This window comes from Rhodanobacter sp. ANJX3 (assembly GCF_014200755.1).
Lineage (GTDB): Bacteria > Pseudomonadota > Gammaproteobacteria > Xanthomonadales > Rhodanobacteraceae > Rhodanobacter.
Window position 1 is genome coordinate 711807 of sequence record NZ_JACHCM010000001.1, and the last position, 15902, is coordinate 727708.

Below are 15902 nucleotides of genomic sequence, written 5' to 3' on the forward strand. Positions count from 1 at the left end.
TTCATGCGTGCGGCCTCATGCCAGCCAGCGGCCGTCACGCAGACGCAAGTGTCTGGGAGAGTTGTCGGCACTGTTCAGGCGTACGGCCAATTCGCCCAGGTGGTCGGCCAGAGCCGCCGGCGCATCGATAAGCACAACCCGCCGCAGATGCTCCCTCGGCATGCGCGCCAGCTGGCGCAATAAAGTGGCATCCATCGCCGACAGCGGCAACTCCAGGCCCACCAGAAAGTAGATGCCGAAATGGATGCTCTGCTGCATGTACCGCAGCGCATTGCCCAGGCGTTGGCAGTCGGGCACACGCACATGCACGTCGCGCAGGCTTCCCAGACCGGTGTCGGGCTGCCACAGGTACATGGCCTGACCGGTACTGCGCGACACCGCGCGGAACTGCGCGATCAGGCTCAGCGGGTCGGCGCCATCCAGCAGCACGAGTCCGCTGGACGCATCGATAATGCGGTCGAGAATTTCCGCAGCCGCCTGCGGCGTCGAGGCGGTCATAGCGGACGACATGAGTTGCCCATCCTTCGAACGGCGGTGGCATATGCCGCGTTCAATCGTGGACTGGCCGAAAACTTGACCGGGTATCGCGCTTGCGCTGTAGAAGCACGGCACATCGATGTTTTCTTCTTTTTCAGTAGCCGATCGGGGCGCAGGCTGCGCCCATACCCGCGCAGAACAGCTCTGGCGTGCCGTTCAGCGATACAACCCACAGGAATGACGAGAGCGATTTCACACTGCCTTTACTTTACGGTCAAGTGCACCGGTCACATCTCGCAATCAAGGCGGCGGAACGGTATGGTTCCTACCTCTCCCACTGACGTTTGCATGCTTATGTTCGAAGGACTGCGTTTCAACCATTGGAAGACCAGCCAGAGCGACGACGGCATTGTCACCCTGAGCATGGACCGCGAAGGCAGCAGCGTTAACGCGATTTCGCGCGCGGTGCTCAACGAACTGGAGCAGATCGTCGAGCGTCTGGCGATCGAGAAGCCGGCCGGCGTGATCATCCATTCGGCCAAGCCCGCAGGGTTCGCCGTCGGCGCGGACATCAAGGCATTTCTGGAATATGCCAAGAACGATACCGTGCTGGAAAACATCGAGCACGGCCAGCGCGTCTACGAGGCGCTGGCAAAACTTCCCTGCCCCACGGTGGCGGCGATCCACGGGGCATGCATGGGCGGCGGCACGGAGCTGATTCTCGCCTGCCGTCAGCGCATTGCGGCCGACGATGAAAAGACCAAGATCGGTTTGCCCGAAGTGATGCTCGGCATCCACCCCGGCTGGGGTGGCACCGCACGACTGCCCCGACTGATCGGCGCGACCGAAGCGATGCCGATCATGCTGACCGGCCGCGCGCTGTCGGCCAAGCGCGCCTTCAGCATGGGCGTCGTCGATCGCCTGTGCCGGCCCGAGGAGTTGCTGGCCGAGGCCAAGCACTTGCTGCGTCGACCGCAACAACGCCCGTTTGCGCTGCGCGCGAAGGCGTGGGCAACCAACACCTGGCTCGCCCGTCAGATTCTTGCACCGGTGATGATCAAGCAGACCGCCGCCAAAGTGCGCAAAGAGCATTACCCCGCGCCCTTCGCCATGATCGACGTGTGGAAGCGCGGTGGCCCCGGCATCACCCAGCGGCTGAAGCTTGAGGCGCGTTCGGTTGCCAAACTGTCGAAAACATCGACGGCGCAGAATCTGATCCGCATCTTCTTTTTGCAGGAGCGACTCAAGAGCCAGGGCGCCGGCGTGGATGCCGCGATCAAGCACGTGCATGTGGTCGGTGCCGGCGTGATGGGTGGCGACATCGCCGCCTGGGCAGCCTTCCGCGGATTCGAAGTGACCTTGCAGGATCGCGAGATGAAGTTCATCCAGCCCGCGCTGGATCGTGCGCGCCAACTGTACGAGAAGAAGCTCAAGACGCCGGAAAAAATAGAGCAGACCACGCGTCGCCTGCGCGCCGATGTCGAAGGCACAGGCGTGGCCAGCGCCGATCTGGCCATCGAAGCGATTTTTGAAAACGCCGATGCCAAACGCGAGCTCTACGGCAAAATCGAGCCGCAGTTCCAAGGCAGCCAGATACTTGCGACCAACACCTCCAGTATTCCGCTCGACGAACTGCGCACGGGGCTGGCTGCACCGCAGCGTTTCCTCGGTCTGCACTTTTTCAATCCGGTGGCGCAAATGCCGCTGGTCGAAGTCGTGCGGCACGACCAGCTGGATCCGACCGTCGAGAAACGCGCACTGGCGTTCTGCAAGGCGATCGGCAAGCTGCCCGTTGCCGTAAAAGGCACGCCGGGTTTTCTGGTCAACCGCATTCTGATGCCCTACCTGCTCGAAGCGATGCGGCTCTACAGCGAAGGTGTGCCCGGCCCCGTGCTGGATCGCGAAGCGAAGAAATTCGGCATGCCGATGGGTCCGATCGAACTGGCCGATACCGTCGGTCTGGACGTCTGCGCATCGGTCGGCAAGGAGCTGGCGCCCTTCCTTAAGCTGGAAGTCCCGCCGGGTCTGGAAGACAAGATGGAAGTCGGCAAGCGCGGCAAGAAGGACGGCCAGGGCCTGTATACCTGGAGCGAAGGCAAGCCGCAGAAGCCCGAGGTCGACAAGGAGTACATCATGCCGCCCGACCTGCAGGAGCGCATGATTCTGCCGATGGTCAACGAAGCGATCGCCTGTCTCGCCGATGGCGTGGTCGACGACGCCGACCTGCTCGACGCCGGCGTGATCTTCGGCACCGGCTTTGCGCCGTTCCGAGGCGGCCCGATCCAGTACGTTCGCACCGAAGGCGCCGACAAGCTCAAGCAGCGGCTGGAACAACTGGCCAAACGCTACGGCGATCGCTTTCTTCCCAAGCAGGGCTGGGATCATCCCGCGCTCGCCCCACAGACGCTCGATCAGCAGGCCGCATCGTTGGCTACGGCAGCGGCCTGATTGGCATCGATCATCCAATAAAGAGCCCGGCCATGCGCCGGGCGGTTTATTGAGAGCGATTGGCGCCGCTCACCACATCAGGTCGTCGGGCACGCCGTCTTCGGCAATGCCGCCCGTGCTGCCCGGTTCGACCAGCAGTGCCAGCTGCTGCGGATCGATCGCACGCACCTGTTCGGCAATATCGCGCGTAACCAGAAAATAGCGACCCGCCTGCTGCACCACGCCGAGCTCGCCGGCATTGAGCGCCACCAGCTGAGCGTCATCCACGTGCACGCGACGGATCTTGCCGCCGTACTCGAAATTGCGCGGCTGATCGGCATCGGGCTTGTTGAGCGTCTTGCCTTCGAGCAACTGCTGAATCTTCAGCTTGCGCTCGCGCTTCAGCCGAGCCTGCTCGGCGGCCGCCTGCTCGATGCGCTTGCGCTCGCTGGCTTCGGTTTGCGCGCGGATTGCGTAAGCCTTGGCCAGATCGATGTCGCTTTGATCCTTGCTCGGCGGTCGCGACGTGTTTTTATTCTGCGACGAATGCGACTTTCCCCCGGCGTTCGCCGGCTTGGCACCCTTGTGTGCAGGCCGGCCGCTTTGCGGCGGCGGCTTGGGCTTGCTGTCGTGCAGCTGTTTGACGATGCCGCTTTTCAGCAGCAGGTCGCGGAGAGAATCGGCCATGCTGGCTATCCGTGATCGAAGTCGAGGGTCTGGGCGTTGTCTGAAATCAATAATGCGGCGGTGGCGGCTCGCTGTGCGGGTCGTCCGCGTTGCCGATGCGCATCGATGAAAGCTCGCCGCGCAAATCGCGCAGCGCGCGTTCCAGCGAAGCGATGCGCACGGACTGATCGGCGTCGGCCGATGCCAGCGCGTGCACCGTGTCATCGATAAAGGTGAGCTTGACCTCCATGTCGGTCAGCCGCTGTTCGAGCGTATCGTTAGATGCATTCATGAGTTCATACCTGCGCGTTCGATTGCAGACTGCGGCCGCGACCGATGCCGTAATACGCTAAGCCGGCATCTTCCACTGCGGCCGGGTCGTAGAGATTGCGTCCATCGAAAATCGCCCGCTCGGCGAGCAGGCTGCCGATGCGCTGAAAATCCGGGCTGCGAAACGCTTTCCATTCGGTGACCACGGCCAGTACGTCGGCACCTTGCAGCGCCTCGTACGCGTTTGGGCAAAGCACCAGATCGGCACGATCGCCATACAGCCGCTGCGTTTCCTCGCTAGCCTGCGGATCGAACGCGCGAACCTTAGCGCCCGCCTTCCACAGGGCCTCCATCAGAAAGCGGCTGGAGGCTTCACGCATGTCGTCGGTATTGGGCTTGAACGCCAGCCCCCACAAGGCAATGGTGCGTCCGTTCAACGCGCCATTGAAATGGCGCGCGATCAGCTCAAACAATTTGTCCTTCTGCTGCCGATTGACCGCTTCCACGGCCGTCAGCAGCTGCGCGTCGTAACCGTAGCTGCGGGCGGTGCGCTCGAGCGCCTGCACGTCCTTGGGAAAACACGAGCCGCCGTAGCCCGCGCCGGGGTAAATGAAGTGGTAGCCGATACGTGGATCCGAACCGATGCCCTGACGCACCAGCTCCACGTCGGCACCGACGCGCTCGGCGATGTTGGCGATCTCGTTCATGAAACTGATCTTGGTTGCCAGCATCGCGTTGGCGGCGTACTTGGTCAGCTCGGCCGAACGCTCATCCATCACCACCATGCGGTCGTGATTGCGATTGAACGGCGCATACAGTTTGCGCAGCACCGCCACGGCGCGCTCGCTGGACGCGCCCACGATGATGCGGTCAGGGCGCAGGCAGTCCTCCACCGCCGCGCCTTCTTTCAGGAATTCCGGGTTGGATACCACGTCGAACTCGACATTGGCGTCGCGCGTGGCTAGCTCGGCACGGACGGCAATACGCACGCGATCGGCAGTGCCAACCGGCACCGTCGACTTGTTGACCACGACCGCGTAGCGATTCAGATGGCTGCCGATCGAACGAGCCACCTCCAGCACATAGCTCAGATCGGCGCTGCCATCCTCATCCGGCGGCGTACCCACCGCGATAAAAATGATGTCGCCATGGGCAATGGCCGACGCCGCTTCGGTAGTGAAATCCAGCTGGCCGCTGGCGTGGTTGCGCCTGACGATGGCTTCCAGGCCTGGCTCGTAGATCGGAATTTCACCGTGCTTCAAGCGTTCGACCTTTGCCCTATCGATGTCGACGCAAACAACCTGATTGCCCATTTCGGCCAGGCAGGCGCCGGTGACGAGTCCCACATAGCCGGTACCGAAAATGGTGATCTTCATCATGAGTGGGGCGACTTCTCTAAAGTTTCAGCCCGACATTCTACCCAGCTGCGGTTAACGCATCGAATGACTGCCGGCCAAAAAGCAAAGGGCGCGAATCGCTTCGCGCCCTTGCCGTTTCGAGTTTGGTCAAACTCGGATCTGTTACTTACTGACCGCCTGGAGCCGGAGGTGCGGCACCCGGTGCGGCACCAGCCGGCGTCGGGCCCGTCTTGACCAGGGTCACGTCGAAGATCAGCGTGGCGTTCGGCGGCATCGGCGGCTGCGGCTCGGCGCCATAGGCCAGCGTGGACGGGATGAAAAGCTTGTAATGACCGCCAACCTGCATCAGCTGCAGACCTTCGCGGAAGCCGGGGATCACGCCAGCGAGCGGAATCGAAGCCGGGCCCGGCGGGTTGTGCTTAGCCGAGGCATCGAAGACCTGACCGTTGACAAACGTGCCGGTGTACTCGATCTGCACGGTGTCATTCGGACCCGGGCGAGCGCCCGTACCCTGGCTGATCACCTGATACTGCAGGCCCGACGCCGTGGTCTTTACACCCGGCGCGCTCTTGTTCTTGGCAAGGAAAGCATCGCCTTCGGCCTTGTTCTTGGCACCGACACGAACCATCTCGGCCTGATACTTGGCCTGGATCTTGGCCATGAAGGCATCGTGCACCTGCTTGGCCTCGGCATCGCTCATGGTCGGCTTCTGACCGGACAGCGCAGACTGCACGGCACGACCGACGGCCGCTGCATCCAGCTCATCGCGCATGATCGGTGGAACCTGGGAAGCGATCTCCCAACCCACAACGTAGCTGGCCTTTGCCTTGTCGACCGTGCCCGTGGCGGCGGCGCCGGGTTTGGCAGCCTGGGCGTACACGCTCGCAGTCATGCCCAGCGCAACGGCCATTGCGGCCGCTGTCAGCGTGGGACGCAGAAATTGCTTCATTCGTAACTCCCTCGTGTTTGGTTTTGCCGGCATTGCCAACCGGGCCCCCCCAATGGAGGCAGGCCCCACATTGTGAGGCGCTAGTCCAATCTTGGCAACGTCGCCATGCAGTGACCGTCAGTCAGCATAAAGGTTCACGGTGCGTCCCCCGGCGTGCGTGGGGCAGTCGTCACCACGACTTAACTTCACGGCGGCGCCGGCTTCTCCAACGTCTCTTTCAGCGCCGCCTGCAATCGCGCGTGCATCTTCACCATGCCTCGCCACAGCACTATCGCCAAGACCAGCCCGACCAGCACCAGCGAGAGCGCCACGCCGCGAGGCGGCAGAATCGCCGAACCTAGCGCCCCGACCAGCAGCGCCAGCGCGAACAGGGTTGCCAGTGGAATGATTCGCGCCAGCACGCTGCGAATCGCCTGCGTATAAGAGCCGGTAAAGCGCTCGCGTATGCCGAGCTCGGCCAGCAGCATGCCCAACGCTTCGGCCTTGCGATACACGGCTATCAGCATCGGCAGCGACAGAAAAAGCGCGCAGGCCCAGATCACCGTATGCCGCAGATCGCGTCCGATGCCGAACAGCGAGAACCAGTCCCAGTTGTGCGCGTTGATGTAGGCACCACCGATGAAAAGCGCCACGACCAGCAGCACATTCACCGCGATATGCCAGAGCAATCGCCGAAAGATCGCCGCGATGGCGGCGTTTTCATTGACGGGTTTCAGGTTTTCCAGCCAACCGCTGTAACTCGTGGCCAGCAGCCGCACCGATCGCGGAGTGACCGTGCGAAGGCCATTGGCCAGCGCATCGGCCGAACGCGACAGGTACGGCGAAGCCGCCATACAGACCACCGATACGGCAACTGCGATCGGATAGATAAAGTCGCTGATAACGTGCAGCGACAGCCCCAGGGTGGCAATCACAAAGGAAAATTCGCCGATCTGCGCCATGCCCAAACCCGAACGCAGTGAGGTGCGTGCATCATGGCCAACGATAAAGATGCCGAGGCTGCAGGCCAGCGTTTTGCCGACGATGACGACTACGGCAATCAGCAGTGCGGGCAGCGCGTACTGCACCAGCATCACCGGATCGATCTTCAGGCCGATCGCCACGAAAAATAGCGCAGCGAACATGTCGCGCAAGGGCTCGATCAGCCGCATCACCCGATTGACGCTCTGCGACTCCGCTACCACCGCGCCGGCCAGAAAGGCACCCAGCGCCACGCTGAAGCCCATCCACACCGCAAGCAGGCTCGCGCCGAAACAGATGCCGAGCACGCTGACCAGCAGCGTTTCGTCGCGGCCGAAACCGGCGACATAGTCCACCAGCCGCGGCAGCAGCAGCAGACCGAGAATCATACCGACCACGACGAAAAGCCCCAGATGGCCGATCAGCGTGAATGCGGTTTCCGCCTTGACCGAGCCGCCGATCGCGACGGCGGTGAGCAGGGTCAGCATCACGATGGTGAGCATGTCCTCGGCCACCAGCAGCCCCACTACCAGCTTGGCAAACGGCTTGTGCCGCTGGCCGCTCTCGGACAAGGTGCGCGTCGCCACCATGGTCGAGGACAGCGCGATAACCGCGCCGAGAAACAGCGCGTCCATCCCCTTCCAGCCGAACAGGCCACCGAGGCCGACGCCGATCCACATCATCAGGCCGACTTCCGCGACCGCGACCGCGAGCACGCTGACGCCGACCTCGCGCAGCTTGCGCACGCTGAACTCCAGACCCAGCGTAAACATCAGCAGCACGACACCGAGATTGGAAATATCGTCGATCGCCTGCGGATCGGCCACCAGCATGCCGGGTGTATGCGGACCGATCAGCACGCCGGCCAGGATGTATCCCAGCAGGACGGGTTGCCGCAGGCGCTGAAAAAGAATTGTCGTGGCGCCGGCCACGAGCATCACCATGGCAAGGTCGCGAATAAAACCGATTTCGTGCATGCCTTGTCCGCAACATCCAAAGTCACTGGCAGCTTAAACGAAGTGCTGCGTTTTGGTCTTTGGTCGTGAGCATCGTCAGCGACTCTGATGGATCGACGCGCCGCAGGGCCGATTTCATTTCTTCATCGCCGAACGTAAAAAAGTCTTGACGGATATGTGACTCGGACCTATTCTTCCGGGCTTCCAGCAGCGGGGCCATAGCTCAGCTGGGAGAGCGCCTGCATGGCATGCAGGAGGTCGGCGGTTCGATCCCGCCTGGCTCCACCAACTTGAATTGTCCCCATCGTCTAGAGGCCTAGGACATCACCCTTTCACGGTGGCGACCGGGGTTCGAATCCCCGTGGGGACGCCAAGTTGACTCGCAAGTGCTGGAAGATGTTGTAAATGCTGTTGCTGGAAAGTAGCTGTTGGAAACTGGGGAGCGGTAGTTCAGTTGGTTAGAATGCTGGCCTGTCACGCCGGAGGTCGCGGGTTCGAGTCCCGTCCGCTCCGCCACCAATGGAAAGCCCGCCTAGCGCGGGTTTTTTGTTGCGCGCCATTTGGGCTCCTGCGGGGCAACTCGACGTCACGTCCCCTCAGATGTCCGACTCCTGGCGAACCAGCGTCCCGATCGAATGCCCCTGCTCGCTCAGATACTCCAGCCAGCGCGACAGAAAACTGTTCATCCGCAGGCGATGCTGAAAAACGGTCGTGGCCGCCGGAAATGGACCGAGCACTTGCCATAGATGCCGCCCCGGATGGCAATGCAGCGCTTCGGCCACGTGTGCGTCGGTATACATGCGCAGCTGCGCCGACGGCGAACGCTGACCCGTGTGCGCGTCGACAAAGTCGTAGGTGAGCTCAAGCTCCATCGTATACGGGTGCACCTCCTGAAGATGCAGATGCACATCCAAGTGGTCGTCCACATTCGAGATGTAGTGCCCGGGGCTCAGATCCTGCGGCCCGAACAGCCGCGCCAGCCGATGATAATTTTCCGCATACAGCCCCATCAGGAACTCGAAGCGCCCGGGCAGCAGATGGGGTCGGCGGGGTGAGGCAATCATCGGTATCGGAAATTCCTTGGCGGCTGCAGATCCATGCGGCCTGATCAGAACATGGTCCGCTCGATGCCGAAGCGGGAGAAGATCTTGCTGGCGATTTCCTCGATCGACACGTGCGTCGTATTGAGGCTGGAGATGCCCGCGTGGCGCATCAGCTTGTCAGCCTGCTCCAGCTCCCAGCGACACTGCTTGAGCGTGGCGTACTGGCTACCCGCGAGGCGCTGCTCGCGAATCTGCGCCAATCGCTGTGGATCGATGGTGAGGCCGAACAGTTTGTCTTTGTGCGGCACGAGCCGACGCGGCAGCTCGAGTTTGTCCAGATCGTCATCGGTGAGCGGATAGTTGGCGGCGCTGACACCGTAATGCAAGGCCATGTAGAGACAGGTCGGCGTTTTGCCCGAGCGCGACACGCCCACCAAAATCAAATCCGCCTTGCTGTAGTCGAAATCCCTGCCGTCGTCGTGGGTCAGGGCATAGTTGGTCGCATTGATGCGCGCCTCGTACTTTTCGAAATCGACCATGCCGTGCGAGCGATTCACAGCACCGGAGCGCTTCGCGCCCAGCTCTTCTTCCAGCGGACCGATAAACGGCGCAAAGACATCTAGCATCAGTGCGCCGCTTTCAGCGACCAGGTCGCATAGCGCACGATCGGCCATGGTGTTGACCACAATCGGCCGCTCGCCGGTCTGCGCGTAGTGCGTCTTGATCCGCAGCGACGCCGCCTCGGCTTTGCGTGCGTCATCGATGAAGGCCAGCCGATGCTTGTCGAACTGCACGCCCTCGAATTGCGCCAGGATGCTGTTGCCGATGGTCTCTGCCGTGATACCAGTGGAGTCGGAGATGAAGAAAACGGTTCGCTGCATGGCCACGCCTGATCGATTTGATGAGCCTGTTCGCACCTTAGCGCAAGCACCAAAGGCTGTCGCCGATTGACTGTGCGCTGACTGGTATGCAGTTGGAGTGGCCCGTCAATAGAATGGTCTTCTTGTGCTGCGCATCACCGGCAGCGGACAATACCAGTCCTTTGCAGCCCGCTTTGTAACTGCATCCTGCACCAATCCCACTTTTTACCGCGCTCTTGAGGAGACACCCTTGAACGATCTGGTGCTATGGCTTGACCAACTGCGTATGACCGACCTGGGCAAGGTCGGCGGCAAGAACGCATCCCTCGGCGAAATGATCGGCAACCTTGCCAAGCTTGGCGTCTCGGTCCCGGGTGGTTTCGCCACGACGGCCGACGCCTTCCAGCAGTATCTGGAAAAGAGCGGACTGGCCAAACGCATCCAGCAGCGCCTGGACGGTCTGGACGTCGATCACGTCGATACGTTGGTGGCCGCCGGCAAGGAAATCCGCAGCTGGATCGTCGACACGGCGCTGCCCGCAGAACTCGAACAGGCGATTCGCGATGCTTACATCAAGCTTTGCAAGGACGCCGGAAGCGACGACATCGCTGTCGCTGTACGCTCCTCCGCCACCGCGGAAGATCTTCCGGACGCCTCGTTCGCCGGTCAGCAGGAAACCTTTCTCAACGTGGTCGGCATCGACGACGTGCTGCACAAGGTGAAGGAAGTCTTCGCCTCGCTCTACAACGACCGCGCGATTTCCTATCGCGTACACCAGGGCTTCAAGCACGACGACGTGTTTCTGTCGGCCGGCGTGCAGCTGATGGTGCGCTCGGACGTGGGCGCGTCGGGCGTGCTGTTTACGCTGGACACCGAGTCGGGTTTCCGTGATGTGGTGTTCATCACCGGCTCGTATGGCCTGGGCGAAATGGTCGTGCAGGGTGCGGTCAATCCCGACGAATTTTATGTATTCAAGCCGACGTTGAACGCGGGCAAGCCGGCGGTGCTGCGTCGCAACCTCGGCTCCAAGCAGCTGCGCATGGTCTATTCCAGCGCAGCCGGCGAACGCGTGCGCACCGAAGACACGCCGGCCGAACTGCGCAACAAGTTCTGCATCGCCGACAGCGACGTCGAGGAGCTCGCGCGGCAGTCGCTGATCATCGAAAAGCACTACGGTCGCCCGATGGATATCGAGTGGGCGAAGGACGGCAACACCGGCAAGCTGTACATCGTGCAGGCACGCCCGGAAACGGTGAAGTCGCGCGCGCATGCTACCCAGCTGGAGCGTTTCCACCTCGGCGAAAAGGGCAAGGTGCTGGCCGAAGGTCGTTCGATCGGCCAGAAGATCGGCGCCGGCAAGGCACGCGTCATCCGCACCCTGGCCGACATGAACAAGGTGCAGCCGGGCGACGTGCTGATCGCCGACATGACCGATCCCGACTGGGAACCGGTGATGAAGCGTGCTGCGGCGATCGTCACCAATCGCGGCGGTCGCACCTGCCACGCCGCGATCATCGCGCGCGAACTGGGCGTGCCGGCCGTGGTAGGCACCGGCAACGCGCTGGAGAAGATTCCCGACGGCGCCGACGTCACTGTCTCCTGTGCCGAGGGCGATACCGGCACGATCTACGAGGGCATTCTGAAGTTCGAGCGGATCACCGCCGATCTGGGCGACATGCCCGAGGCGCCGCTGAAGATCATGATGAATGTGGCCAACCCCGATCGCGCGTTCGACTTCGGCATGCTGCCGAACGCCGGCATCGGCCTGGCGCGGCTGGAGATGATCATCGCCAGCCATATCGGCGTACATCCCAAGGCGCTACTCGAATATGCCAAACAGGATGCCGCGACTAAGGCCAAGATCGACGAGCGTATCGCCGGTTATGCGGATCCCGTGAGCTTCTACGTCGATCGTCTGGCCGAAGGCATCTCCACCATCGCCGCCTCGGTTTATCCGAAAACGGTGATCGTCCGCATGTCGGACTTCAAGTCGAACGAATACGCCAACCTTCTCGGTGGCTCGCGTTACGAACCGCACGAAGAGAACCCGATGATCGGCTTCCGCGGCGCCAGTCGTTACGTCGACCCAAGCTTTGCCAATGCCTTTGGCCTCGAGTGCAAGGCGGTCAAGCACGTGCGCGAAGTGATGGGCCTGGACAACGTCTGGGTGATGATTCCGTTCGTGCGCACGCTGGACGAAGGCAAGAAGGTCATCGAGGTTCTGAAGAAGAACGGACTCGTCCAGGGCGAGCACGGCCTCAAGGTGATCATGATGTGCGAGGTCCCATCCAACGCACTGTTGGCTGATGAGTTCCTCGACATCTTCGACGGCTTCTCGATCGGCTCCAATGACCTGACCCAGCTCACGCTCGGCCTCGATCGCGACTCCAGCATCGTCGCCGGCCTGTTCGACGAGCGCGATCCGGCGGTCAAGAAGCTGCTCGCCATGGCGATCAAGACGGCCCGAGCGAAGGGCAAGTACATCGGCATCTGCGGCCAGGGCCCGTCCGATCACCCGGATCTAGCCGAATGGCTGATGGATCAGGGCATCGAATCGGTGTCGCTGAATCCCGATACCGTGGTCGACACGTGGCTGCGGCTGGCCAAAAAGAAGGCTGGCTGAGCGAAAACCGGCTGTAACTGAACCGACTTATCGCTGCACCGCAACAAGGGATGAGCTTGGGCTCATCCCTTTTTTCTGCCCGACTGAACGCGCTGGAGCCCATCTCGCCCCGGCATCGCTTGCACAGCGGCATTTTCAGGAATCGGCAACGCGGGCAAGGCCTTGCGAGCCGCTTTGAAAGACTTTAGTGCGCTGCAGCTTGCTGCCAAAGGATGCGCCATTTAACGTTCACACACATGTTTGAATCCGAGATTTGAATGCCATGCCGATACGTGTACGCCAGCACTCAGGGACAGCGGCCGCGTGAGCGCGCCGCTGCGCTCCAGTGCGAGCGATACGCGCAGGCGCTTGCTCGAAGCGGCCGAGGCACTGTTTATCGAATGCGGGTACGAGGCGATGTCGCTGCGCCAGGTCACGGCCAAGGCGCACGCCAATCTCGCCGCGGTGAACTACCACTTCGGCAGCAAGGAAGCCTTGATGCACGAGCTGCTTTCGCAGCGGCTCGACCGCCTGAATCTCGAACGGCTGAATCTACTGAGCAGTTGCGAAAAACAGTGGCCGCAGGACACGGATGCCACCGCCGTATTCGCCATGCTGTTCATTCCGGCGTTTCGGATCAGCCATGAGAGCGTCGGCGGCAAATCGTTCATGCGCCTGCTCGGTCGCGTCTACAGCGATCGCTCACCGTTTATCCGCGCCTATTTACAGGAGCATTATCGGCCAATTTTCGGGCGTTTTTTCGAAGCCTTTTCGCGCACCCTGCCCGACCTGCCGCGCAGTGAACTCGGCCTACGGCTGCATTTTGGCCTGAAGGCGCTGTCGGGCATTCTTGCCGGCGAAGACATGCAGAAGCTGATCGACGACCTCAGCATGGGCGAGACGATCAATGATGGCGAACTGCTCGCCCGTTTGATCTCGCTCATCTCACCCATACTCACCGCACCGTTCGGCAGCCCGGCCCAGATCCGGGTCATCGAACAGGTGCTGCAACTCGATGACGCGACCGCCGAAGCCGCTCGCAAGGCAATCGCGGAACCCGGCAGCGACACGCAGCCGACGCCGGGCGTTCTGGAATGGCTCAAGGAAGGGAGGCTGGCCCTCTAAATAAAAACAATAGTTCAAACGCTTGTAAGCGACGATGCTACCGCTGACCCCGTCGCCTGCTCCCCAATCGTTTCAGTCCCACCACACGACTTTTGTTCTGGAGCATCACTTCAGATTGTCGTCACAGGAGAACCACCGTGAACCGTCAAACCTCGCAAAGCTTCATCCGCTTCGGCGCAAAGGCCAGTCTCGCCCTCGCCGTCGTTTCCGCGCTGTCGCTGCCGCTCTGCGCGCAGGCCGGCTCCTTCCAGCTGCCGACCACCAACGCAGCCGGCTGGGGCCGCGCCGGCGCCGGTGGCTCGCTGTTCCCCGATGACGTCACCGCCGCCTACAACAACCCTGCCGCCATGGCGTTCTTCGATGCGCCCATGATTCAGGTCACCGGCACCGGCATTCGTCCGAGCGCGGAATTCCAGGGTCAGTTCAAGGATCAGCAGGGCAATCCGACCACGGGCAACAATCCGAACGGCTTTGGCCGTTTCATTCCGTTCCCGGATATCGCCTGGGCGCTTCCGGTCAATGACCGACTGACCATTGGCGGCAGTGTTACCGTCCCCTACGGTCTGGTCAGCAAGTACAACCCGACTTGGCAGGGCCGCTACTTCGGCACCTATACCAGTCTCCAGTCCATTGCCGTGAGCCTATCGGCCGGTTTCAAGGTCAATGACGAGTTTTCAATCGGTGCGGGCATCGAAGGACAGCGAACCAAGGCGCAGCTCAACACCCAGCTCGACCCTTACGGTTCGGCCGCAGCCCTGTTCGGCGCCCCGATTCTCGGCGCCCCTCAGAGCGGCGACGTGCAGCTGAACGTCGATGTGAAAAAGCGCTTCGCTTTCGGCTACTTCGGCGGCTTCGAGTGGAAGCCGACCCAGCAGGACAGCATCGACGTCAATTATCACTCGCGCGTGCAGCAGACGCTCAGCGGCAATTACAAACTGTACGGTCCCGCCGCCAGCCTGCAGTTGCTCACGCTTGCTCCCGTCGTGTTTCCGAACGCCGGTTTGCCGACGCTGAATCCGGCCGGCGCATCGGCCAGCGCACCGCTGGATACGCCAGCCTTCGCCGGCGTCGACTGGCTGCACAAGTTCAACGACCAGTTCAGCCTCGCCGCATCGGTGAACTGGACAGACTGGTCCAACTTCGCGCAGCTGAATCTGATTTCGGAAGGTCAGACCCTCGTATCCCTGCCGGAAAAATACAAGGACACGTTCAGCTACTCCATCGGCGGCGACTATAAACTCAACGATCAGTGGACGCTGCGTGCCGGCGTCGGCTACGACGAATCGCCGACCAATATCATCAGCCGCGACCCACGCATCCCTGACGGTTCGCGCCGCATCGTCGGCCTGGGCGTCGGCTATCAGGCCACGCAACGTGTGTCGTTCGATCTTGGCTATCAGCACCAGTTCGTCAGCAACACGCCGATCAACCTCACCAACCCGGTCGCCCTGGGTGCCGGTACTGCCGTGGGCTACTTCAAGGATCACGGCGATGTGGTCAGTCTGACCGGTACGTACGCGTTCAAGTAAGCCGCTACTCGTCGCAAAAAAAAAGAAGGGCCGCGAAAGCGGCCCTTCTTTTTATGGGCCTGACGACCCAGCTTCGCGACCTGCCCATCTGGCAGCCTCTATCGAATTGACAGATCAGCGGCGCAGACGGATTTCTCAGGCAGCGGCGTCCTTCAGCTTCTTCAGCGGACGCACCTTGATCTTGATCGATGCCGGCTTGGCCGCGAACCACTGCTCTTCCTTGGTGAAGGGGTTGATGCCCTTGCGCTTGGCCTTGGCCGGCACGTGCACGGCGGAGATCTTCAGCAGGCCCGGCAGGGTGAACGAACCGGCGCCTTTCTTGTGCACCGAGCCCGCTACCGCACCTTCGAGTGCCGCCAACACGGCGCGAACGTCTTTGGGCACCACGCCGCTCGTTTCGGAAATATGGGCAACCAGGCCAGTCTTGTTCAAGACTTCCTTGATGGGTTTGTGAGCAGCCGGCGACGCGCTCTTGGTCGCGGCTTTTGCAGGTGCAGCTTTCTTAGCTTTTGCCATGTGATTCCCCGGGATTTATAGGTTCAATGAGCCACTTTTGCGGCTAGCGCAATGTAGGACAACTTGGGTTGTTTTCCAAACGGATAAAACGCCATGAAGGGCTCAACGCCCGGTTTTTCGCTCGGAACCGCAAGATTAGCGAGTGAGCCGCCAAGAAGCGAGTG

The 15902-nt window shown here is 61.6% G+C and carries 13 protein-coding genes and 3 tRNA genes; 7 read left to right on the top strand and 9 right to left on the bottom strand.

Annotated elements, in window-relative coordinates; translation table 11 throughout:
* Positions 1-15 precede the first annotated feature (15 nt).
* Positions 16-510: a hypothetical protein gene (locus HDE76_RS02985; protein ID WP_179476836.1), complete on the bottom strand. Its 495-nt coding sequence runs from the start codon at positions 508-510 to the stop codon at positions 16-18.
* 315 nt (positions 511-825) lie between these two features.
* Between HDE76_RS02985 and HDE76_RS02990 the strand changes: the two genes are divergently transcribed.
* Positions 826-2925, top strand: coding sequence for a 3-hydroxyacyl-CoA dehydrogenase NAD-binding domain-containing protein (locus tag HDE76_RS02990; RefSeq protein ID WP_179476837.1), 2100 nt, complete (start codon positions 826-828; stop codon positions 2923-2925).
* A gap of 69 nt (positions 2926-2994) precedes the next feature.
* Here the strand turns inward: HDE76_RS02990 and HDE76_RS02995 are convergent, their stop codons facing one another.
* The 5 genes from HDE76_RS02995 to HDE76_RS03015 form a co-directional block, all read right to left on the bottom strand.
* Positions 2995-3591, bottom strand: coding sequence for a DUF2058 family protein (locus HDE76_RS02995; protein ID WP_179476838.1), 597 nt, complete (start codon positions 3589-3591; stop codon positions 2995-2997).
* Between the two features lie 46 nt (positions 3592-3637).
* The gene (locus tag HDE76_RS03000; protein WP_184505332.1) at positions 3638-3862 is read right to left on the bottom strand and encodes a SlyX family protein; all 225 of its coding nucleotides are present in this window, start codon (positions 3860-3862) and stop codon (positions 3638-3640) included.
* Between the two features lie 4 nt (positions 3863-3866).
* Positions 3867-5216 carry a UDP-glucose/GDP-mannose dehydrogenase family protein gene (locus HDE76_RS03005; RefSeq protein ID WP_184505707.1) on the bottom strand — a complete coding sequence of 450 codons (1350 nt, stop codon included), beginning with the start codon at positions 5214-5216 and terminating at the stop codon, positions 3867-3869.
* Positions 5217-5364: 148 nt separating this feature from the next.
* Complete coding sequence (locus HDE76_RS03010; protein WP_179476840.1) at positions 5365-6147, bottom strand: FKBP-type peptidyl-prolyl cis-trans isomerase; 783 nt, start codon at positions 6145-6147, stop codon at positions 5365-5367.
* Positions 6148-6332: 185 nt separating this feature from the next.
* On the bottom strand, positions 6333-8084 hold the full coding sequence (locus HDE76_RS03015; protein WP_184505334.1) for a cation:proton antiporter: 1752 nt from the start codon (positions 8082-8084) through the stop codon (positions 6333-6335).
* Positions 8085-8275: 191 nt separating this feature from the next.
* Between HDE76_RS03015 and HDE76_RS03020 the strand changes: the two genes are divergently transcribed.
* The 3 genes from HDE76_RS03020 to HDE76_RS03030 all read left to right on the top strand — a co-directional run bounded on the left by HDE76_RS03020 (position 8276) and on the right by HDE76_RS03030 (position 8579).
* Positions 8276-8351, top strand: a tRNA-Ala gene (locus HDE76_RS03020).
* A 9-nt stretch (positions 8352-8360) separates the two neighbouring features.
* A tRNA-Glu gene (locus tag HDE76_RS03025) sits at positions 8361-8436 on the top strand.
* A 66-nt stretch (positions 8437-8502) separates the two neighbouring features.
* A tRNA-Asp gene (locus tag HDE76_RS03030) sits at positions 8503-8579 on the top strand.
* Positions 8580-8659: 80 nt separating this feature from the next.
* On the opposite strand, the gene HDE76_RS03035 is transcribed toward HDE76_RS03030, so the two are convergent.
* Together HDE76_RS03035 and HDE76_RS03040 are read right to left on the bottom strand one after the other, a co-directional pair.
* Complete coding sequence (locus HDE76_RS03035) at positions 8660-9127, bottom strand: DUF1249 domain-containing protein (protein WP_179476842.1); 468 nt, start codon at positions 9125-9127, stop codon at positions 8660-8662.
* A gap of 44 nt (positions 9128-9171) precedes the next feature.
* Complete coding sequence (locus HDE76_RS03040; protein WP_184505336.1) at positions 9172-9993, bottom strand: pyruvate, water dikinase regulatory protein; 822 nt, start codon at positions 9991-9993, stop codon at positions 9172-9174.
* A gap of 223 nt (positions 9994-10216) precedes the next feature.
* Between HDE76_RS03040 and ppsA the strand changes: the two genes are divergently transcribed.
* The 3 genes from ppsA to HDE76_RS03055 all read left to right on the top strand — a co-directional run bounded on the left by ppsA (position 10217) and on the right by HDE76_RS03055 (position 15222).
* Positions 10217-12589 carry a phosphoenolpyruvate synthase gene (gene ppsA / locus HDE76_RS03045; RefSeq protein ID WP_184505338.1) on the top strand — a complete coding sequence of 791 codons (2373 nt, stop codon included), beginning with the start codon at positions 10217-10219 and terminating at the stop codon, positions 12587-12589.
* 303 nt (positions 12590-12892) lie between these two features.
* Positions 12893-13693 (top strand): TetR family transcriptional regulator, encoded by an 801-nt coding sequence (locus tag HDE76_RS03050; RefSeq protein WP_179476845.1) that lies wholly within the window; start codon positions 12893-12895, stop codon positions 13691-13693.
* Between the two features lie 137 nt (positions 13694-13830).
* Positions 13831-15222, top strand: coding sequence for an outer membrane protein transport protein (locus HDE76_RS03055; protein ID WP_184505340.1), 1392 nt, complete (start codon positions 13831-13833; stop codon positions 15220-15222).
* Between the two features lie 135 nt (positions 15223-15357).
* Here HDE76_RS03055 and HDE76_RS03060 read toward each other — a convergent pair whose 3' ends face one another.
* On the bottom strand, positions 15358-15738 hold the full coding sequence (locus tag HDE76_RS03060) for an HU family DNA-binding protein (RefSeq protein ID WP_179476847.1): 381 nt from the start codon (positions 15736-15738) through the stop codon (positions 15358-15360).
* Positions 15739-15902 lie beyond the last annotated feature (164 nt).

Bases quoted from the DNA above. Each gene is read 5' to 3' on its own strand.
- HDE76_RS02985 (WP_179476836.1), bottom strand. From the start codon at position 510: ATGTCGTCCGCTATGACCGCCTCGACGCCGCAGGCGGCTGCGGAAATT.
- HDE76_RS02990 (WP_179476837.1), top strand. From the start codon at position 826: ATGCTTATGTTCGAAGGACTGCGTTTCAACCATTGGAAGACCAGCCAG.
- HDE76_RS02995 (WP_179476838.1), bottom strand. From the start codon at position 3,591: ATGGCCGATTCTCTCCGCGACCTGCTGCTGAAAAGCGGCATCGTCAAA.
- HDE76_RS03000 (WP_184505332.1), bottom strand. From the start codon at position 3,862: ATGAATGCATCTAACGATACGCTCGAACAGCGGCTGACCGACATGGAG.
- HDE76_RS03005 (WP_184505707.1), bottom strand. From the start codon at position 5,216: ATGAAGATCACCATTTTCGGTACCGGCTATGTGGGACTCGTCACCGGC.
- HDE76_RS03010 (WP_179476840.1), bottom strand. From the start codon at position 6,147: ATGAAGCAATTTCTGCGTCCCACGCTGACAGCGGCCGCAATGGCCGTT.
- HDE76_RS03015 (WP_184505334.1), bottom strand. From the start codon at position 8,084: ATGCACGAAATCGGTTTTATTCGCGACCTTGCCATGGTGATGCTCGTG.
- HDE76_RS03035 (WP_179476842.1), bottom strand. From the start codon at position 9,127: ATGATTGCCTCACCCCGCCGACCCCATCTGCTGCCCGGGCGCTTCGAG.
- HDE76_RS03060 (WP_179476847.1), bottom strand. From the start codon at position 15,738: ATGGCAAAAGCTAAGAAAGCTGCACCTGCAAAAGCCGCGACCAAGAGC.